Annotated in this window: 22 protein-coding genes; 9 read left to right on the top strand and 13 right to left on the bottom strand. The window is 47.7% G+C overall.

Going from position 1 to position 20,435, the window contains the following annotated elements:
* Positions 1-6 precede the first annotated feature (6 nt).
* The 6 genes from HXW94_RS01135 (at position 7) to fabG (ending at position 5,463) form a co-directional block, all read left to right on the top strand.
* A complete protein-coding gene (locus HXW94_RS01135) occupies positions 7-426 on the top strand; it encodes an ExbD/TolR family protein (protein ID WP_178365053.1) in 420 nt (139 codons plus the stop codon).
* The gene (locus HXW94_RS01130) at positions 423-1,106 is read left to right on the top strand and encodes an energy transducer TonB (RefSeq protein ID WP_178365052.1); all 684 of its coding nucleotides are present in this window, start codon (positions 423-425) and stop codon (positions 1,104-1,106) included. Before HXW94_RS01135 ends, HXW94_RS01130 begins: the two co-directional genes overlap by 4 nt.
* A gap of 8 nt (positions 1,107-1,114) precedes the next feature.
* Positions 1,115-2,446, top strand: coding sequence for a tetratricopeptide repeat protein (locus HXW94_RS01125; protein WP_178365051.1), 1,332 nt, complete (start codon positions 1,115-1,117; stop codon positions 2,444-2,446).
* A gap of 381 nt (positions 2,447-2,827) precedes the next feature.
* The gene (locus HXW94_RS01120; protein WP_178365050.1) at positions 2,828-3,589 is read left to right on the top strand and encodes an ATP-binding cassette domain-containing protein; all 762 of its coding nucleotides are present in this window, start codon (positions 2,828-2,830) and stop codon (positions 3,587-3,589) included.
* A complete protein-coding gene (locus HXW94_RS01115; RefSeq protein WP_178365049.1) occupies positions 3,570-4,490 on the top strand; it encodes a SufB/SufD family protein in 921 nt (306 codons plus the stop codon). The genes HXW94_RS01120 and HXW94_RS01115 overlap by 20 nt, the downstream gene beginning before the upstream one ends.
* 235 nt (positions 4,491-4,725) lie before the next feature.
* Complete coding sequence (fabG, locus tag HXW94_RS01110; protein ID WP_178365048.1) at positions 4,726-5,463, top strand: 3-oxoacyl-ACP reductase FabG; 738 nt, start codon at positions 4,726-4,728, stop codon at positions 5,461-5,463.
* An 85-nt stretch (positions 5,464-5,548) separates the two neighbouring features.
* On the opposite strand, the gene HXW94_RS01105 is transcribed toward fabG, so the two are convergent.
* From HXW94_RS01105 to HXW94_RS19760, 5 genes are all read right to left on the bottom strand, one after another.
* Positions 5,549-6,619 (bottom strand): cytochrome c3 family protein, encoded by a 1,071-nt coding sequence (locus HXW94_RS01105; protein WP_178365047.1) that lies wholly within the window; start codon positions 6,617-6,619, stop codon positions 5,549-5,551.
* A 420-nt stretch (positions 6,620-7,039) separates the two neighbouring features.
* Positions 7,040-7,864: an HAD-IIA family hydrolase gene (locus tag HXW94_RS01100; protein ID WP_178365046.1), complete on the bottom strand. Its 825-nt coding sequence runs from the start codon at positions 7,862-7,864 to the stop codon at positions 7,040-7,042.
* An 85-nt stretch (positions 7,865-7,949) separates the two neighbouring features.
* A complete protein-coding gene (locus HXW94_RS01095) occupies positions 7,950-8,738 on the bottom strand; it encodes an alpha/beta fold hydrolase (protein WP_178365045.1) in 789 nt (262 codons plus the stop codon).
* Between the two features lie 18 nt (positions 8,739-8,756).
* Positions 8,757-9,293 (bottom strand): GNAT family N-acetyltransferase, encoded by a 537-nt coding sequence (locus HXW94_RS01090; RefSeq protein ID WP_178365044.1) that lies wholly within the window; start codon positions 9,291-9,293, stop codon positions 8,757-8,759.
* The gene (locus HXW94_RS19760; RefSeq protein WP_281357782.1) at positions 9,262-9,387 is read right to left on the bottom strand and encodes a hypothetical protein; all 126 of its coding nucleotides are present in this window, start codon (positions 9,385-9,387) and stop codon (positions 9,262-9,264) included. The genes HXW94_RS01090 and HXW94_RS19760 overlap by 32 nt, the downstream gene beginning before the upstream one ends.
* Before the next feature lie 210 nt (positions 9,388-9,597).
* Here HXW94_RS19760 and HXW94_RS01085 point away from each other — a divergent pair, with 210 nt between their 5' ends.
* Positions 9,598-10,875, top strand: coding sequence for an MFS transporter (locus HXW94_RS01085; protein ID WP_178365043.1), 1,278 nt, complete (start codon positions 9,598-9,600; stop codon positions 10,873-10,875).
* 20 nt (positions 10,876-10,895) lie between these two features.
* On the opposite strand, the gene HXW94_RS01080 is transcribed toward HXW94_RS01085, so the two are convergent.
* From HXW94_RS01080 to HXW94_RS01060, 5 genes are all read right to left on the bottom strand, one after another.
* Positions 10,896-12,344 carry a cobyrinic acid a,c-diamide synthase CobB gene (locus tag HXW94_RS01080; RefSeq protein WP_178365042.1) on the bottom strand — a complete coding sequence of 483 codons (1,449 nt, stop codon included), beginning with the start codon at positions 12,342-12,344 and terminating at the stop codon, positions 10,896-10,898.
* Between the two features lie 20 nt (positions 12,345-12,364).
* A complete protein-coding gene (locus HXW94_RS01075; RefSeq protein WP_178365041.1) occupies positions 12,365-12,622 on the bottom strand; it encodes a dissimilatory sulfite reductase D family protein in 258 nt (85 codons plus the stop codon).
* A 104-nt stretch (positions 12,623-12,726) separates the two neighbouring features.
* The gene (gene dsrB, locus HXW94_RS01070; protein ID WP_178365040.1) at positions 12,727-13,875 is read right to left on the bottom strand and encodes a dissimilatory-type sulfite reductase subunit beta; all 1,149 of its coding nucleotides are present in this window, start codon (positions 13,873-13,875) and stop codon (positions 12,727-12,729) included.
* Between the two features lie 15 nt (positions 13,876-13,890).
* On the bottom strand, positions 13,891-15,216 hold the full coding sequence (dsrA, locus tag HXW94_RS01065; RefSeq protein WP_178365039.1) for a dissimilatory-type sulfite reductase subunit alpha: 1,326 nt from the start codon (positions 15,214-15,216) through the stop codon (positions 13,891-13,893).
* Positions 15,217-15,418: 202 nt separating this feature from the next.
* Positions 15,419-16,087, bottom strand: coding sequence for a tetratricopeptide repeat protein (locus HXW94_RS01060; protein WP_178365038.1), 669 nt, complete (start codon positions 16,085-16,087; stop codon positions 15,419-15,421).
* A gap of 239 nt (positions 16,088-16,326) precedes the next feature.
* On the opposite strand from HXW94_RS01060, the gene dapA reads away from it, so the two are divergent.
* On the top strand, positions 16,327-17,364 hold the full coding sequence (gene dapA / locus HXW94_RS01055) for a 4-hydroxy-tetrahydrodipicolinate synthase (RefSeq protein WP_178365037.1): 1,038 nt from the start codon (positions 16,327-16,329) through the stop codon (positions 17,362-17,364).
* A 55-nt stretch (positions 17,365-17,419) separates the two neighbouring features.
* Here dapA and HXW94_RS01050 read toward each other — a convergent pair whose 3' ends face one another.
* Positions 17,420-18,259, bottom strand: coding sequence for a YkgJ family cysteine cluster protein (locus HXW94_RS01050; protein WP_178365036.1), 840 nt, complete (start codon positions 18,257-18,259; stop codon positions 17,420-17,422).
* 276 nt (positions 18,260-18,535) lie between these two features.
* Between HXW94_RS01050 and galU the strand changes: the two genes are divergently transcribed.
* Positions 18,536-19,411 (top strand): UTP--glucose-1-phosphate uridylyltransferase GalU, encoded by an 876-nt coding sequence (gene galU, locus HXW94_RS01045; protein ID WP_178365035.1) that lies wholly within the window; start codon positions 18,536-18,538, stop codon positions 19,409-19,411.
* Positions 19,412-19,414: 3 nt separating this feature from the next.
* Here the strand turns inward: galU and HXW94_RS01040 are convergent, their stop codons facing one another.
* Together HXW94_RS01040 and HXW94_RS01035 are read right to left on the bottom strand one after the other, a co-directional pair.
* Positions 19,415-20,014: a lytic transglycosylase domain-containing protein gene (locus tag HXW94_RS01040; protein ID WP_178365034.1), complete on the bottom strand. Its 600-nt coding sequence runs from the start codon at positions 20,012-20,014 to the stop codon at positions 19,415-19,417.
* Between the two features lie 7 nt (positions 20,015-20,021).
* Positions 20,022-20,408, bottom strand: coding sequence for a hypothetical protein (locus tag HXW94_RS01035; protein WP_178365033.1), 387 nt, complete (start codon positions 20,406-20,408; stop codon positions 20,022-20,024).
* Positions 20,409-20,435: the final 27 nt, after the last annotated feature.

The raw sequence follows: 20,435 nt of genomic DNA, 5'->3' as shown, positions 1-20,435 counted from the left end.
CAAACCATGTTAAACGTTTCATCAAGCAGAAAACATAAAAAAAATGCGGTGGAGCTGAACATTGCCCCGCTGATTGATATGGTATTTATCCTGTTGATTTTTTTCCTTGTCACCACAAGTTTTGTCAAGGAAACCGGTATTGATGTCACCCGGCCCACAGCGTCAACAGCAACAACGCAATCCAAAGCCACCATCCTGATTGCCGTGGACAACCATAACCGGGTATTCATGGATCACCGGGAGATCGATATCCGGGCGGTCAGGGCCAATATCGAACGGGCCCTGGCTGAAAATCCCGATGGGGCCGTGGTGGTGGTGGCGGACCGGCAATCAGACACCGGCGTGGCCATCCAGGTCATGGATGGCTGCCGTCTGGCCGGGGCCGCCAACGTATCTCTGGCGGCCGCCCTTCCGGAGGGGCAATGAAAACCGTGGCGCATCCCCTTGGCCTGAACAGCACCTGGCGGTCCTGGGCCGTGGCGTTGGCCGGCACCCTGGCGCTGAATCTGTTGCTTTTTTCCGTCATTCCCAACCTGATGAAACCCCGGGAGGTGATTCCCCAGATGGGCCCCATGATTCAACAAATCCAACTCACCCGCCTGCGACGTTCCACAATAGAACCGGAAAAAAAAGAAAGTCCACCACCACCAAAGGCCCAACCCCAAAAGCAGCCTGTCACCCCCAGGATAAACCGGCAAATCAACCCGTCTCTGTCCATGCCCTTTGAGATCAATCCCCGGCTGCCCCAGGGACCGGCTGCCATTGCCGTGCCCGACGTGATGTCAACATCCCTGGACACCCTCTCCCTTGACACGCTTTTTGACACAGGAGATCTGGATCAGCCCCTGACGGTGATTTCCAGGGTTCCGCCGGTCTACCCCTTCCGGGCCAAGGCCAAGGCCATTGAAGGCTGGGTGTCTGTGGCATTCACGGTGAATGAACAGGGCCGTGTGGAGGACATAAAAATCCTGGATGCCGAACCTGAAAACATATTTGACGACAGCGTGATGCAGTGCGTTGCGGCCTGGCGGTTCAAGCCCGGCCGCGTCAATCAGGAGCTTGTAAAGACACGGGCCAGAACACGCATCCGTTTTAAATTGAATTGAGGTATTTCATGAATCCGATTTTAAAAACCGTTATCGTCATTCTGGTTTTTGCCGCCGGCATCCTCGCCCCGCTGGAAACGCTGCCGGCCCAAGATGATCAAAAAATGCCCGTGTCTGTTCAACGTCTGCTCATTAAGGTCAGGGCAGCCATGGATAAAGATGATTACGCCGCCGCTGTCAGGTTCATCCAGGCGGAGCAGGCCAGATCCCAAAGCAACGCGCTGTGCAGCCATCCCATTGTCTGCCTGGCCCTGGGAAATTGTTTTTTAATGCAAAAGCAGATGGCCCATGCCGAATCCGCATATCTGACGGCGTTGTCTTTGGATAGAAATTACCTGGATGCCCAGGTGAACCTGGCCAAGGTATATGCCGACAACAACCAAACCGCCAAGGCTGCCGAGGCGTTCCTGGCCGCCTATGAACTATCTGATCCAAGGAATCCAAAATATCTTTACTACGCTGGGGTTATGGCGCTCACCAACGGGAATACCCAAACAGCGATCCGCAGATTTGAATCTTTGTTTTCCGCTCATCCGGACCAGGTCATCCGGCAATGGCGGGAAAATTATGCCAATGCCCTGGTAACGGCCCGGCAATGGAAAAAAGCCGCGCCTGTGATCAGGGCGCTGGTTGCCCAGTCCAAGGGGGAAACCCGAACTAAATGGCAGGAAACCCTGTTGCAGATTTACCTGACCATGAATGACACCGGCAAAGCCCTGAGCCTTGCCACCACCCTGTCCCGGCAAACCCCGTCCGAAGATAAATGGTGGAAGGCCCTGGTCCACATCCGCCTGGCCAGACAAGAGTATGCCGACGCCTTTGAGGCTCTGATCATCTACAGTTTTATAACCCCGCTGACCCGGCAGGAAAAAAAACTGTTTGCAGATTTAAGCCTTCAATTGAACGTTCCTGCCCGGGCCGCCGGCATGTATGAAACCCTGCTTGCCGCTCCGGCCGAAAAAAAGCCCTCCCCAAATCAAACCGGGCAGATGATCGACCGTCTGGTGTGTGCCTACCGACAGATGGGCCGGGGAGACAAGGCCCTGGCAATGCTCAACCGCCTTGATCCCCAGGCCGGCAATCCGGCGCTTTTGCTGTTGAAAGGAGATGTTCTGTACGAAACAAAAAACTATAAAGCGGCACACAAGGCGTTCAGGGCTGCGGCCCTAAAAAATTGCTCCCAGAAGGGACACGCCTGGCTGATGGCCGGGTATGCGGCCTGGCAGTATAACAATATTGTTGCCAGCCGCAGCGCGTTTGAACAGGCTGCGCAATTTAAACGCCAGCGCAAGGATGCCCTGGCTGCCATTGCACAGTTGAACCAAAGCAGCCAGATGTAAGGGCCATGGAAATCCTGATGGACGAAGACTGTTATGACAGCACGGGGTATCCGGCCACAGACAGAACCTTCGGCATTACATTCAGTATCAGGATATAAAGGAACCTATTATGGAACCATAAAAACAATAAAATATATTTTATATGTAATTCAAATCAGTTATAATAAAAAATTATTGGCATCCTTCACAAGTACTTTACACGTTCTGACGCAAGCTCCGTTTTCCAGGGTCTTCACCCCAAAAGTGTAAACTGCTTTTATGAGGATATGACGGATGCCAAATTATTTTAGCCCTTATTTTTGAATTATCCAATTAGATTAACTAAATTTAAATTAATTACGAAATTCGCTTTTAATCAATCTTCAACAAGAGAGGAAAAGAATGCTGGAGCTTAAAGAAATATATTTTACCGTACCCGACAAAGAGGCGGAAAACGGACCGGCCGAAAAAACCATTCTCAACAATATCAGCTTTACCTTTGAAAAAGGTAAATTTTACGGTATTACCGGTCCCAACGGCTGTGGAAAAACCTCCCTGGCCAAAACGATCATGGGAATTAACAAAGCCACCCATGGCAAAATCATATATAACGGCAAAGAGATCACGGAGATGAGCATCACCGATCGCGCCAGAGAGGGAATCGCTTATGGATTTCAGCATTCGGCTCGCTTTAAAGGGGTGACGTTCAGGGATCTTCTGGCCATTGCCGCCGGCACAGATGACGAAGGAAAATTGATGGATATCCTGGCCAGAGTGGGCTTCTGCTCCCTGGATTTTCTTGACAAGCCTGTGGATTCCACACTTTCCGGCGGCGAGATAAAGAAAATCGAACTTGCCACCACCATTGCCCGGCATCCGGGTCTGGCGATATATGATGAGCCGGATACGGGGATAGATCTTTGGACCATAGAGCCCATGGTTAAGCTGATCAAACGACAAATCACGGACTATGAGACAACAACTATTGTCGTCAGTCATAATAAGGCGTTTCTTGAAGCGGCAGACTGCCTGGTGCTCATAAAGGAAGGGCAGATTGCCTATACCGGCGATCTGGAGGGCGCCAAGCCGCTGCTCAGCGATTTAAGTGTTTGCAGGTATACAGACTTATGTGAAGGAGAAATTGATGCTCAATGCTATAGATAAAAAATTATTAAAGGCCGTGGCGGATCTGGACCACATGCCCAAAGGTCCATTCAATATCCGAAAAAATGGAAAACTTTTATCACGTGAGGTGTCCGGCAATATCAATATCGAATCCAATGAAGACGGCACCGGCATTGTGGTAACCGTTAAACCGGGCGTGATCGATGAATCGGTACACATCCCGGTGATCCTCAGCCAGGCCGGTCTTCATGATGTGGTATACAATACGTTTATCATCGGGGAAGGTGCCGATGTCACCATCGTTGCCGGATGCGGCATTCACTGCGCAGGCAGCGGAAATGAAGGTCACGAAGGCATCCATGAATTCCGGGTGGGTAAAAACGCCACGATACGCTACCAGGAAAAACATGTTGCCACAGGTGAGGGAAAAGGTAAACGAACCTTAAATCCGACCACAAAGGTATACCTGGACGAAAATGCCGTGGTCGAGATGGAACTGACCCAGATCGGCGGCGTGGACGAGGCAAAGCGGGTGAATGAAGCAGAATTGGGTGCAGGCAGCGCCCTTATTGTCACCGAGCGTATTTTGACGGAAGGACACCAGATCGCTGTATCGGAAAACAATATTGTTCTCAAGGGTGATAACAGTAAGACCAACCTGGTATCCAGATCCGTGATTAAGGAGGACTCTAAACAGGATTTCTACGCCAATGTGGAAGCAAGGGCCAAAAGCTTTGGTCATATCGAATGTGACGCCATCATTATGGACAACGGCGTGAATGAGACCGTACCGGCCCTGCGCGCCCTGCACCCGGACGCAGAGCTAACCCACGAAGCGTCCATCGGAAAAATCGCCAATGACCAACTGATCAAACTGATGAGTCTAGGCCTCACTTACGATGAATCCGTGGACAGAATCATCCGGGGGTTTCTGAAGTAACGACAATGGCGATGCCACCGCCATCTTTGGCCATCGATAACACGTGCGGTTAAAAACGCAAAGGGGATTGAAAATTTTTCCAATCCCCTAAATAAAAATGATGGGACAGGCGCGATGATTATGGATCAGAGCAATTTTTTGTAACTTTACACTGATATAAAAAATCGGTATAGTTTTATTTTTTCAGCTTAACAAAAACTGGATCATCGAGTCATACATTTAGGATAATCTTTGCATGTCCCAGAAAATAAATACAAAAACCGCCCTCATTACAGGAGCAAGCCGGGGTATCGGCCGGGCCACCGCCATTGAACTTGCAAGGCAGGGGTATTACACCTTTATAAATTACCACTCAAACAAAGAGGCTGCCGTCCAAACACTTGAACAGGTCCAGGCCACAGGTTCCAAAGGGGATATCATTCAGTTCGATGTAGCGGACAGGGAACAGTGCAAAGCCGCAGTTGATAATATCATGAGCCGGTGCGAAACCGTTGATGTGCTGGTAAACAATGCAGGGATTGTGGATGACGGCCTGTTCGTCATGATGAAGGCAGAGAGCTGGGACAATGTGATTCGAACCAGCCTTGACGGATTTTACAATATAACAAAACCGATCCTGAAAAAAATGGTACGTCAAAAACAGGGAGCCATTGTCTCCATCGCATCTTTATCCGGCCTGACAGGCAACCGGGGACAGGCCAATTACAGTGCGGCCAAAGCCGGAGTTATCGGTGCCAGCCGCAGCATTGCATCTGAAGTGGCACGGCTTGGCATTCGAATCAATGTTGTGGCACCAGGTCTCATTGAAACCGACATGACCAAGGATTTGCCCATGACCAATGTCAAAACTATGATTCCCATGGCCCGTGTGGGCCGGCCTGAGGAGGTGGCACAGGTGGTCAAATTCCTGTGTTCAGATGATGCATCCTACGTTACCGGCCAGGTGATCTCAGTCAACGGCGGCATGTTTTAAGAGCCAATGGGTTCCGGTAATGGGATGTGAGCGCGTAATGCACTCACCGCCCATACCGGAACAATATCCATTTTTAATCTATTCGCTATTCTTCGTATTTGTATTCAACTGCCAGTTTTTTCAAATCATCCTGTGTGAAGGGTTCGGCATAAAGCGCCATCTGGGTGAGAGGTTTTGTTTTTGGTTCGAAAGGAACCCACTGATCCCCTTTCTTTTCCAAAAAGGGCCAATCCAAAAGCTCTGGAACGGCAGGAATCACCCCCTTGTAAAATTCAAGTTTGTCGTCCTTAAATACGGCCGTGGTAAACCTTTGGGATGACGCAAGCGTTTTAACCGCTTCCGTGGCGTGGCATTGCTCACATTTTCTTCCTTCTCTCATAATTGAATGGGTCAAATAAGGCACATAAGAGACAAACGGTTCATTATTTTTCCCAACTAATGTTTGAATGGTTCCGCTTGTGACTTTTCCTTTGAATTTTACTAAAAGCAAAAAGTCTTTGACTTTCTTTGTAAAGCTTTTGGGCTTGGATTTTGTCTCAGCAAGTACGCCGAAGTGACAATTATAACATGTCATGGTGTTTTGTACATGACAAGCGTTGCATTCCAATTTGCCTTTATGGACGGTATGGGACCTGGTGTCAGGAGGCGCGGGATATTCTTCCGCGTCTTTTGTGTGACAGTTTGTGCATGCCGTATCCATTGCTCCGTCTTGCCTCATACTGGTATAAAATTTTCCATCTCCGTGAACTTCTCTTTTGCTATGACAATCCATGCAGTCCATGTCGCTTTCCGCATGGACCCCTTCGCATGCCATCGCCTCATCATACTTGATTGTGGCTTTCTCACGGGCATGGCATTTAAGGCAGACTTGCTTTGACCGGGCCGATTCGGCTGAATAAGCACACCCGTCTTCTGTTTTTTTGAGGTGACAATCATCACAACTTTTTACATGGCAATTTTTACACCCAAGGCTGTCATACGGCACGCCGGTTATCGCCATGAAACCATCTTTGGCCTCATACCAATAACGCATCCCTTCACCGGTGTAATGTAAGCTTGAGTGGAAGCAGTCCTTTTGTTCTTCGGCATCGACAGGCCCACCAAACAGAATCAGGACTGATGCAAAAAATAGGGTAAAACAAAATTTGCACTTCATCTTTTCTCTTTCTCCTTTCATTTTATTAATAACGAACTATAGCCAACAGTTTTGCCATAATGAAGCATAATTACGATAGACCCAATCACTAGGAGATCGCTCCAATAAACGCGCATAACGAATTTATCGAATCTCAATATCTTGTATCGAATTTAATTAGGTCATACAAAACATCAAGCGAAATCCTAGTTATGGACACCGTCCCATATTTTTCAAAATTCAAGGAAAAAGTCAATCAACAACATAAAGAATGCAATATTTTAAGTTCAGAGTATAGGAATTTCCCATTTCCCAGCACCCAGCACCCAGCACCCAGCACCCAGAACCCAGAACCCAGAACCTATAACCTAACAGCCCACCCAAAGGGCGCTAATTTAATCTATCAGCACGGGAATATTTTTTTGTCTTTGATTATGGCCGTTACAAGTCCTTTTCCACCCGCTCTCGTCTTGACAATATCGTATCAGGATCAATTTCACCCAAATGATTAAAAATATAATCCGGCTGATAAGGAAAACGGGTCATGTTCTTTCGGGTGGTCACGCCTGTAAGAACGAGACAGGTTGTCATGCCTGACTCCAGGCCCCCAATAATATCGGTATCCATTCTGTCACCGATCATAAAACAGTTTGCTGAATGAACGCCCATTTTTTTCCGGGCCCAGAACATCATTGCGGGATTGGGTTTTCCAAGAAAGTAAGGGGCAATTCCGGTCACTTTCTCGATAGGGGCAACCAAGGCACCACATGCAGGCACCGGCCCCCGAAGCGTCGGGCCGGTTAAATCCGAATTCGTTGCAATAAATTTTGCGCCTTCCCTGATCAGGTGTGTGGCTTCAATAATTTTTTTATAATCATATTCCTCGGTCTCCGCAAGCACCACATAATCCGGATTTTCTGAAGTAATTCTTATTTTATTTTTCTCAAGTTCTTCTATAATACCCTGTCCACCGATAACATACGCGGAACAATCCACCGGCTTTTGAATTTGTAGAAAACTTGCTGTAGCCATGGCCGAAGTATAAAAACAATCCGCTGTTACATTAATTCCCATTTTAGAAAGACGGGTCTTGAGCTGTCTGGGTGTGTAATAAGAATTATTGGTCAAAAATAGAAACTTGAAATTTTTCTGTTTAAGGCGCCTCACAAAATCCAGCGCACCGGGAATCAGTTTTGATCCTGTGTAGATGACACCATCCATGTCAAGAATAAATGATTTTTGATATGTCCGTTTATCCGTTCTCATCCTGAAAAATTATTATACACTCCCATTGCCACGCCTTGAATACGAATGAAAATTCTAAACCATATTTTGGAAGATTTTATTCCGATCATGGGCCTAAGAAATCAAGTAGCGCGGAATTAAATGCTTCCGGTTGTTCAATGTTTACCATATGACCGGCAGCGGACAACATGCACAGTTGGGCGCCGGGAATCCGCTCGGCCAGATCCGTTGATTTTTCCGGTGGAATCGCCTTGTCCTCCTGGGCACCCATAACCAATACCGGAATCTTCAACTGGGGCAGCAACGCCGATGAGTCGCCCCGATCGCGAATCGCCTCTAACCCCAAAACCAAACCGGCGGGAGAGGCGGCCGCCATCCAGCCGCGAACCGCATCCACCAATTCAGAATGCTCAGCAACAGTCCGGTCTGCAAAAAGAAGCGGGGTAAAAGCAGTTGGCACCGCATCCGGCCGACCGGCTTTAATCTCGGCGATCAGGTGGTTGCGTTTAGCCCGGGCGGTTTCATCATCGGCATCAGCGCGGGTAACGGTAAAACAGGCAGCGGAAAACCGTTCCGGATACCGGGCCAGCAGGTTAAGCATCACATACCCGCCCATAGACATGCCGCCGACCACGGCTTTCTCGATACTTAGATAATCCAGCAGCGCAATCAGATCATCGGCCAATAGATCCGTCGAGCCGGCATCAGTGCCCGCCGCACTCTCCCCGAACCCCCTCAGATCGGGAACGACAGCCCGGAAACCGGCGGCGGCCAAAGCCTGGGTCTGGGGTCGCCACATTTGCCGGCAAAGAGGAAATCCATGAATCAACAATACTGCGGGGCCCTCCCCTACGTCATCATAAGCCAATTGAATACCATTAAGCTCCGTTTGCATAAAACCTCCCGGAATATATTACCAATATTTTTGATCCATTAGAGCTTTAACGCACATTGTAGACCCATTTACAGGAGAAACATTTTCACTGATTAAAGATTGTGCAAGCCACCCATTCGGATAAGTCAGTTTTAAAGGCGCTTTTATTATTTCTTCTGAAATATTTTTAAAGCTGACTTTTGAATAAAAATCAGGATCGCCATATGTAAGTAAAAGCTCTACGTTGTTTTGTTTTAAATAATCAATTGCAAATTTTATTAGATTTTGACCTATGCCTTTTTTCTGGTGTTGTGTTGCAACGGCAACAGGGGAAAGGATGAAGGCATTCAGGTTGGTTTCCGTTGTAAAACGTGTAAAAAAAATAGAGGCTATGATTTTATTCTTATCAATCGCAACAAAGCAGAAGATATCTTCTGGTTTTGTTGTCTTTTGAAGTTCTTCAACGAGGTTACCAATAAGCGTACCTTCAGCAGGGGTTTCGGATTCAGTGAAAACATCTGTAAATAATTGTTTTATTTCTTCTTCACAGTTTGTTTTTAATATCTGATATTTCATCACCAAATTTTCCGGAAATGGTTATGGCAATGCCTTTGGGATGAATATAGCCGTCGGTGACTGCCTTTCCCATCACAATTAATAAATCCCGCATTTTCAAAATTTTTTCTGAATTTCCTGATTTTTTTGAACATAATAAAAATGATATCAATATGATAGCAAAATATCAAGGTGTTCTTTTGAGGAGGCAAACGACAAGCTCAGCCCACCGGGAGGATGCCCGGTTGAGACATATTTCAAGTGCTTGATAATCTTTTTATTCTCTGCTATACCCTGCTTGAAAAAATTGCAGGAGTACGGTTTCATGCAGCAGAAAAAAATTTTTTACGGCTGGACTATTGTTGCCGTGGCTTTTTTGATCGGCCTAACACAGGCCGGTGTATTCCAGAATGTCCTGTCTATCTTCCTCAAACCCATGGCCGAGGAATTTGGATGGAATCGTTCCATCATCACCGGTTCCATCGCTGTTGGTTCCCTAGCCGGCGGAATCCTGTCCCCTCTGGTTGGTCCTCATCTGGATCGCTATGGCCCACAAAAAGCGGCGTTCTGGGGAATTACCATTCTAAGTGCGGGCCTGATTGCACTTTCACAACTATCTTCAGTCTGGCAACTGTACCTGTTTTTCGGAACCGGCCGGATGATTGCGTCCGGTCTGCTGGCGCTGGTGGTCACAGTTAGTGTCTCTAACTGGTTTATTGAAAAACGGGGACGAGCCATGGGGATTTCCCAGCTGGGCAGCCGCATTGGCATCGCTTTTCTCCCCTTGCTGGTGCAGTATATCATTCTTTCTTATGGATGGCGGACGGCCTGGGCGGTATTGGGAATTATTGTATTTGCATTTTCAGCACTGCCAAGTTTGATTTTTCTAAAACGAAGACCGGAAGACATTGGATTGCTACCGGATGGGAACGCACCGGAAAAAAGTTTGGGAAGCAGTGAAGAAAGACCGGACGAAAAAAAACCGGCGTCTCGCTTTAACATAAAAAAAGAGCCGGTATGGACCCGGAAAACCGCCTTTCGTACCACTGCATTCCGGCAGCTGGTGTTTATCATGTGTGTGATTTATATGGTTGGGGCCGGCTCTAATTTTCACCTGTTTCCATTTATGACGGACCAGGGATTGCCGCCAACCATGGCGGTTTTGGTCATCACTGTTTTATCGGTTTGCGCCGCATTGGGTGGGGTGTTATTCGGCTTTCTGGCAGAGCGGATCTCTGTGAAAAAATTAATGGGAGGGGTTCTGATCACCATTGGAATCATCTTCTTTATGGTTTTCTGGGCTGTCAAAAAACCGGTATGGATGTTTATCTTTGCCGTTGTGTACGGAACGATTCGTGGCGGCGTTCTGCCATTAATTTTTCTACTTTGGACGGAATTTTACGGCAGAAAATCTTCCGGAACCGTGCTGGGGATTGCCGGCCCTTTCCGGTTGGCTGCAAACGCAGCCGGGCCCGTATCCGCGGCGATCTGTTTTGACTTTTTCGATAACTACTGGATTCCCTTCTCAGTGTTTAGTTCTCTCCTCCTCATGGCCGGATTTTTGTGCTTGATCGTAAAACCGCCCGTCAGCAAGCCGGTTTAACGGTGATGTGATGGGGATGGTTATTGGCGTGAGGCTTTAAATTGTCTGGCTTTAGCAATCAGAGCGGGTGCCCAGCTGGTGCTGGTGGAACCAAGGGCATGGATGTGGGTATAGGTGCCAAAGGTATTATCTTTAAAAAATCCGTCTTTCTTTTCAATAATACCTTTACCCCGGGTCATTTTAAATGCCATGGCCGTATTCTCATAATCAATGGAAATCACATTGGAATATCTGAATTCATGACCGCGCAGCACTTCTCCCATGGTATAAAAAGGATTTTCATTGACCACCTCAACCTCCGTGTATCCATGGCCCTGAGGACGCCTGGAAAGCCCGAATCGTAAAGGTAAAATCCCGGCCATGGGGTAAACGACATTATCAAGGCAAATGCTATCACCAAGGAATATCAGGCCGCCGCATTCCGCGTATATGGGCAGGCCTTTGCGTGACAGGGTTTTTAAATTTTCCTTGAACACATGATTGTTAGACAACTGGGTCGCATGCGTTTCAGGAAAACCGCCGCCCATGTAGATGGCATCAACGTCAGGGATGTCGGACTGGGATAAAGGACTGATGAATTCAATCTTGGCACCCAGATTTTCCAAGGCCTCAATATTATCCGGATAATAAAACTGAAATGCCGAATCCCGGACAACACCAATGGTCACAGTGGACTTATTTATTACCGGATTTTGGTTTTCTTTTGTGTTAATTTCCGGAACAGCGCCCTGCCGGGCATTGTCAACAACCGGCATACCCTGCCCCTTAAAACTAGTAGCCAAACGAAACAATTCATCAATATCAATATTGTCCAGGGTCACCTGCCTGGCCCGGGTCAAAGAGGCATCGCTTTCGCCGTGTTCTTCGGACGTGACAAGCCCCATATGGCGTTCAGGGAAATCTTCCTGCTTAAGCTTTGGTAAAGCACCAAGAACAGGTATATTGCAGAAATGTTCAATATTTGCCCGAATTTTTCCCTCATGGCGCTTTCCTGCCAAACGGTTAAGGATAACACCGCAAATATTGACACCAGGATCAAACCGCATGCAACCCATGAGTACCGCAGCCATGGTGCGGGTGGATTTTGTGCAGTCCAGCACCAGGACCACCGGCAAATCCAGCAGTTTGGCAAGTTCGCTTGTGGAGGTAGTCCCGTCAATGTCAATGCCGTCAAAAAGCCCGCGGTTGCCTTCGATCAAGGCAACATCACAAGATTGAGAATGGGTAATATAAGAATTTTGTACGACGGACTGGGCACACAGATAGGTATCAAGATTATAGCAGGGGCGACCGGCTGCCCGTGATAGCCAGCCGGCGTCAATATAGTCAGGTCCCTTTTTAAAGGGGGCCACTGTTATATTCCGGGATCTCCATGCGGCAGTTATCCCGAGGGATATTATTGTCTTACCTGAACCACCCCTGAGTCCGGCAATGACAACTCCAGGGACTTTTTCCCGACTGACGTTCATGAATTAAGCTGCAATTTTTTTTATTCTTCTTTCTCGGAAGCGTGCTGGATGCCGGCACCTTTGAGGCCATACATGGTAGTGGATCCGGAAGACCAGAATTCAAGAATCCCATCCTCAACCATTTTGTTGACAACCTTTTTGATCATTCTAGGTTTGTCATCAGGAAAAATTTTATAAAAATCTTTAATGTAGAATTTTGTTTTTGTTTTGGCCTTTTTTTCCAGCCAGTCAACTACTGCTTTGGTAGCCGCTTCTTTATCATCAAGAAGTTCGCTCATAATAAGACTCCTTTTTATTGAAAGGGGTGAACCGGAGAACAAAATGCCCTCCGGTCCATCCAAATTTAATTATGCTAAATTCAAAAAAATACTCGTAGCTATAATTAGAATTTAAAATTAGTGGACTGACGCCAGCTCATGTAGGCCTGCTGACGGAAGTCGTCAATCAGATGATGCGTGAAGTCAAGCTCACAAGCTTCAAAGAATTTTTCCCATCCAATTCTCTCTGCCCAGTCACCCAGCCGTTCGTATTTGTTGGCGCCGTTTGAATAGGCGTTAACCATCTTTTTAATGGCATCGGTCATGGACGGCCAGCGGGGCATTTCGTTGGGCAGGAAGGCCACAACAACCTTGGAGAACTTGGGATCGGAAATCCGGTTGGACACCTTACCACCCGCCATGAGAACGATACCGTCGCCTTCAGTGTCGGCAAGCGGCATGGAGGGGCACATGGTGTAGCAGTTACCACAGTACATGCAGCGTTCGTTTTTAACGTCAACTGATTTTACTTCAGTACCGTTGGGCAGGGTCACTTTTGAGGGTTTGATCGCTGCGGTGGGGCATGCAGCGACGGCCAGCGGAATTTCGCAAACCTTGTCCAGGTATTCATGGTCAAGCATGGGCGGTTTTCTGTGATAGCCGAGGATGGCGATATCAGAGCAGTGAACCGCGCCGCACATGTTCAGGCAGCATGCCATGGAGACACGAAGCTGAGCCGGCAGTTTCATCTGCTGGAAATCATCAAAAAGCGCATCCATGGTAACCTTTACGGTACCGGAAGCATCCGTGGCAGGGGTATGGCAGTGAATCCACCCCTGGGTGTGAACGATGTTGGTCACGCCGGCACCGGTACCGCCGATGGGGAATTTCTGGGAACCACCAGCAAACTTTCTGGAAGCCAGATCGTTCTTCAGGGGCTCTACTTTATCCTTGGAGTCAACCATGAACTCAATGTTGTTACGGGTGGTGAAACGTACATACCCGTCACAATGTTTGTCTGCAATGTCGCAAATTTCATTGATGTGTGTGGTGGACATCAGACGGCAACCGCCAACCCTTACGGTGTAGACTTCATCTCCGGAATCGGCAACATGAACCAGCACGCCGGGTTCCAGGATTTCATGATGATCCCATTTGCCTTTATTGTTTGCGATAACAGGAGGATAAAAGTCGTGATAGTCTCTGGGACCGATGTCGGTAATTCTGTTTTCCATCGGTTTTTGGGGGTTATACCCTGTAGAAATAAATGCCATTATGATTCTCCCTTTTTATCTTAAGTGATGTTTTCTGAATTCGTCAACGTCACGTTCCCAGCCACCCGGCACTTCGTCTTCTTTCCAGAAGATGTAGGGGTTGGTTCTCGGGTAGGCAACATGCTGGGGCTGAGCTTCAATGCCGGTTACTTCGAGAAGTTTCTGGAAGCCCTGGCGCATGATCAGCTCACCAAGACGCTCACGGTTCTTGCCTTCTTCCATCCACCAATCCCAGATGTTTTCAATGATTTCTGTAATTTCTTCGTAATCATTATCGGCATTGACTTCAACAAAGGGAACCAGCAGTGAACCCATCTGGGCACCGTCGAGGATCGGCGCCTTGGCACCGCAGAGAATGGACAGACCAGTCTCTTTACCAATCTTCAGGGCTCTAGGCATAACATTGATACAGTGCATGCAGCGGGTGCAGTGTTCATCATTAATGGTCAATTCTTTGTTTTCAAACTTCATGCAGCCTGTGGGGCAAAGGTTGATAACTTCTTTTTCAATGTCAAAGGGGCCCCAGTCTTTACCTTTGTGGGCACCGGCATTGGCAGGATATGCGGGATCTTGTTCAACATATTTGTTAACTGCGTCCTGATCAATACGGATATTGTCTTTCCAGGTACCGATGAAAGACATATCGGAACGTGCGATGGATGCAACACAGCAGTTGGGGCAGCCGTCAAATTTGAACTTAAACTTGTACGGGAAAGCCGGACGATGCAGCTCATCCTGATATTCGTTGGTCAGGAAATGGCAAAGTGCGGCGGTATCATAGCAGGAATATTCGCATCTGGACGTACCAAGACAGTCAGCAGGCGTTCTAAGGTTAGAACCGGAACCACCCAGATCCTGGTTGAAGTCATGGGTCAGTGTCCAGAACACTTCTTCCAACTGGGGAGTGGTGGTACCCAGCAGGATGATATCGCCGGTGGCGCCATGCATATTGGTTACGCCGGAACCCCTGAAATCCCACAGGTCAGTCAGTTGTCTGAGATATTCAGTGCTGTAATATTTACCGCAGGGCTGGTTTACACGCATGGTGTGAAAATGCTCAACACCGGGGAACAGATTGGGCTGATCGCAGTAACGGCCGATAACGCCGCCGCCGTAACCGAATACACCAACGATGCCGCCGTGTTTCCAGTGGGTCCGCCCATGTTTGTAAGAAAGTTCTACAACACCAAGAAGGTCGTCTACACAATCCTGGGGGATCTGGAATTCAACGCCTTTTTCGTTTTTGGCTCTGACTTCTGCCTGTTGTTTCAGGTCAGAAACAAAGCTAGGCCACGGGCCGTTTTCCAGCTCGTCCAAGAAAGGAGTTTCATGCTTAGCCATTTACTTACCTCCGTTAAAAGTTGATTTACATGCAACAATGAAAAGATTTTCCAAACTTTTCACCAATATTCTTTTTTCCTATTCATTTTAAAACGTTAGTGAAAAATAAACGCTTTAAATCAGACATTATAAGCAAATAAACATAGCTGATATAGAATTTATACGTCCGCATGTCAATAAAAACCTGTCATCGCAGGTGTGATTATACGCTCCGGTGGGGGGAAAGCTCATCCAGAAGTGCCGGGTTGACTTCAAAACCCAAATCCACGGCAATATCACAATGCTTGATGGCTTGTTTGTAATCTTTAAGTTCAAGATAGGCCACTGCCAGGTTGTTATGGGCAATGGGAAATTTGGACTGCACAGAGAGGGCCTGAAGATTGGCCTTGATCCCCTCTTCCACCAATCCTTTCATGAAGTAAGCCGTTCCCAGGGTGGTATAGGCTTGAACAAAATTTTTGTTATGGATAATGGCTTTTTTTAAATTTTTAATTGCCTTGTCCACCTTTTCCTCGTCTTCCTTAGGATTTTTGCCGTCCACCAGCTGCAGCAGAACAAAACCCATATTGGCATAACCTTCTGCAAAGCCGGCCCGGGCTTTGGTGGCCCGCTGGTTGAACCGGAAACACCCCTCAATGTCTCCCCGTTGAAGGCAAATCCCGCCAAGCTGAACATAGGCCTCTGCCAGGGTGGGGCTGCAGTCAATGGCATCATGGAGCTCTTGTTCTGCTTCCGCAAACTCCTGTTTTCCAATCAGCGCAACAGCCAGGTTATAGTGAGTTGTGCCACATTCGGCATTTTGGACCAGTGCTTGCCTGAGCCGTGCGATTTGCTCGTCTGCATTTTTGGGCAAATTTTTGGAATCGGCCATTTATGTCTCCTTTGGCTCTTTATATGACTTTATCATTGTGTTTAAACAAAATTTTAATATAATAAATTCTTTTATTCGGGTGTCAAGGTCTTTCGGGAAAACTTAAAATGCCTGCCCGGTAAGGCCCATGATCAGATTTAATTCTGATCATGGGCCTAAAGCATTGACACAACATTTTTTTTTGGCAAATTGTTTTATCCGCGCATGCAGCGCAAATAACCATCAGGAGTTTTTAAGTTATGAAACAAGGATGCTACACAGCACTCATCACCCCGTTCACCCCGGCAGGAGATCTGGACCGGGACGGCCTGTCCGGGCTCATCGATTTTCAGATTGAAAACCGGATTACCGGAATTCTTGCCACCGGCACCACTGGTGAAAGCCCGACATTCAAATGGGACGAACATAATTTAGTTATTGATCTGATTGCCAAACAGACCAAGGGTAAATGCAAGTGCATCGCCGGCACCGGCTCAAACAACACGGATGAAGCATTAGCCGGCACATCCCATGCTGCGGAACAGGGTGTGGACGCTGTCCTTCTGGTGGACCCCTATTACAATGGGCCGTCCTCCCTTGAAATCCGTCGGGAATATTATGAGCTCGTGGCAAGGGAAATCGCGGGGATGACTATTATTCCTTATATCATACCGGGACGTACCGGTGCGCAAATGCTGCCCCAGGATCTGGCCATACTTGCGGACAACTGTGCCAATGTCACCAGTGTCAAAGAAGCCACCGGAAATATAGACAACATGCGGCTGACCCGAAAACTTTGCGGGGACGGTTTCAATATCTTTTCCGGGGACGATGCCCTGGTCTGCCAAATCATGGCGGATGAACAGATCCGGGCCTGCGGGGCCATTTCCGTCATGTCAAACATTGCGCCGGCAACCATGACCCAAATGGTTGAACTGCTCAACCAGGGTAAAACCCAAGAGGCCCTTGCCCTTCAGACCGCATTGTCTCCTTTGCTGGATCTTGTGGTCATCACCACTGAAGAGGAAAGCAAGTACGGGCCTGTCACCTGCCGGGCCAGAAATCCCTTGCCCTTGAAAACCATGATGCAGATTCTTGGCATGCCGTGCGGCCCCTGCCGGGCACCCTTGGGGAAAGTCACCCGAAAAGGCTTTGATCTTGCGCTTTCCGCATTAAAAAAAGTGCAGGCGGACAATCCGGAAATTCTTGCGCCGGCAGCCGCTTTCTTTAACCTGGATATCGATGCCCGGCTGAATGATTCGGCGGTTCATGAAAACCTATGGTATGATAATTATTAAATAACACAGGCGCGCTACATAAAATTTTCTGTGGCGCGCCGGTTTACTTTATGCATTATTCTTTAGCAGCTGTTGCGTCCCCGTTTTTCTCTTTCGTATTAAACATCTCCTCTCCGGTATGAAAAAAGGTGGTTTTCAGCCATTCAAATCCAAACTGGAGCAATTTTACGTCATCATCCTTAATCTGAGCCACGCGTTCTTCCGGGATGTTGTACCTGGTAAGAAAAGAAGATTCAAACACGAACTGTTTAAATTTATCGATATTATAGCATACCATAAAAAACATCTGCTTGGCCTGTTCGGACAACTTCATACTGGACGGTAACGATTTTTTACGGACCATGAGATCCAGCCAGCCGTCATTGACCTCATCGCGCAGATCCACGCCCTGGTCTTCACGCCATTCCGCTACGGTCCATTCGTCGGGTTCATCAAAGCCTTTGCAATGGGGCTCCTTGATCATGAAAAAAAATTCGTCTTTATCATCTTTATCACCCTGCTCTCCGGAATAACTCAAAGATCCCACACCAAGGGGATAGTACCGGCAAGTGGTCGGCCGGTCTTCGTAAATCATGCATCCCTCTTTGTCCCGGACAAACGGGCAGGACTTGCGCTCATCATCCAGAAGTTTAAGCGTGACCACAGGCAAATCCGCTTTTTCAAGAAGCTGGGGCGTGGTAAATATGGACAGGAATTTCTCCGAATCTATATCCAACTTTTTGCGCATGGTTAAAATATCATAGGGGGTGAGCATAATATCAATTCCCCTGCAGCATTCGGTAAAACAGGACACACCTTTATGACATTTAAATTTGAACCGGCTTTTAAGGTTAAGTTGCTCCGGCGGAATTTCCGCCCGGATCCGGTTTGCATCGGTCTTATTTTCAGCGTTCATTCACTATTTCCTTATCAATTAATAACAAGCAATACAAAGGGCAGAAACTATACTGGAAATACGCAATAATGTCAATCGGATAGCAAGACCTTCCCTGTGAAAGCATCTGTAACGCCTGTGGGATTGTTCACTTTAGGTTTGACACAATTGTCCTGCTCCTCTAAAAACAAAGTAGTTTGAACATAAAAAACTTCAACAAGATATTCGGGTCTGTTCTGACAGGCCCTTCCCCGAACAGCAGGAAAAATTTCAGTATCAAACATTCAAGGAGGCATTATGAAAGTAAAAAAAGCGGTATTTCCGGTAGCAGGTCTCGGCACCCGGTTTATCCCGGCGACCAAGGCCATGGCCAAGGAGATGCTGACCGTGGTGGACAAACCAATTATCCAGTATGCTGTTGAAGAGGCGTTTGACGCCGGCATTGAACAGATCATTTTTGTCACGGGCCGGGGCAAAAAGGCCCTGGAAGACCACTTTGACCGCAGTTATGAATTAGAAACCATGCTCAAAACCAAGGGAAAAACAGACCTGCTGCGGCAGATCAATGAACTGGTTCCCAGAACCGGCACCATTGTATACACCCGCCAGCATGATCCGCTAGGGCTTGGCCATGCCATCTGGTGCGCCAGGGACATTGTGGGGGACGAGCCCTTTGCCGTGCTTCTGGCCGACGATATGATCCAGACCCAGGACAAGCCGGTACTTTCTAAAATGGTAGAAAAATTTGAACGCTTCCGGGCCTCCATTGCCGCTGTTATGGAAGTGGAAAAGGATCAGACGGATAAATACGGCATTCTGGATACAGGCCCGTTAGAAGAGGATATGGTAAAAATCAATGACATGGTGGAAAAACCCAAACCCGAAGAGGCGCCGTCCAACCTGGCCATTGTGGGCCGGTACATTCTTACCCCGAAAATATGGGAATATCTTGGAAAAAAACAGACCGGTGCCGGCGGCGAGATCCAGCTCACGGATGCGATGAAGGGACTGTTAACCGAACAGCCGATCTTTGGATATAAATTCAAGGGCACCCGGTTTGACTGCGGGGACAAGGTTGGATTTCAAATGGCCAATCTCTCCTACGCTCTTGAACGGCCGACAATGCGCGACCAACTTCTTGATTTCATAAAAACGATCAAGACTGAGCCTTGATTCTCAGCTGCTTTTATACCGTGAATACAAGGACATCACCCTTTGTACATAAGTCTGGGTCTCTTTATAGGGCGGAATATTCTTATATTTGTCCACAGCCGAAGGGCCCGCATTATAGGCAGCAAGCGCCAAGGCAAGTCTTTCATTATACCGATTGAGCATCCGCTTCAAATACCGGGTGCCGCCCATGATATTCTGGGACGGATCAAAGGGGTTTGAGATATTCAGGGCGGCATTGTTCCGGGGCATGATCTGCATAAGCCCCCGGGCCCCTTTACTGGACACGGCCCTGGGGTTAAAACCGGACTCCGCATGAATTACGGCCTTGATCAATGCGTGGTCCACACCAAAAGCCCTGGCAGCGTTGAGAATAATATTATCGTAGACATCAGGCCCGGCCTTGAATCTTCTTGTCCGGGTCTGTACCCTGCCTACCCTCTTTTCCTTGAGATAAAGGGTATACCCTTCGTCCGTAGGCGTATTGGTAAAATGCACCACCCCATCGGCGTCAATATACCGGTATATATCCCCCAAGGCTGTGCAGGGGTACATCATACACAGGCATATAAAAAGAAAGAATGCCGCCCAAGGATGCGGAAACATTATCTTCCTATTTCTTTTTGCCCTTTTCAACCCGATCCCTGTACGCTTTTAATGCAAGTTTCTCCGGAAATTTAGGGTTGGCCACGTATCGACCGGTATTTTCAAGAAATGCATTTACCAGATTTTCCAGCACGGCATCCTTTTCATGATCCATGATCATGTTGCGTTCCAGCCGGTAACGATATTCAATGGGAGATCCTAATGTATCCAAAATATCATTAAATTTACTATCAGACAACGGCTCAGATGCGAACAATGACGCTTCCACAGGAATCTTCATTGTCGCGGTCATAATCACGACCCAGGCATCTGCCCCGATTTTTCTTGAATCGTCAAAAATTTCAAGGCAGTGGCCATGGTTGAATTCTATTTTTTTATAAGGTGTCGGTTCCATTTTCAAATTTTTGCTTTGCTGATTCTC

Source organism: Desulfobacter latus, from assembly GCF_013389365.1.
In the GTDB taxonomy this organism is placed as follows: Bacteria; Desulfobacterota; Desulfobacteria; order Desulfobacterales; family Desulfobacteraceae; genus Desulfobacter; species Desulfobacter latus.
This window is presented reverse-complemented; position numbering and strand designations above follow the sequence as displayed.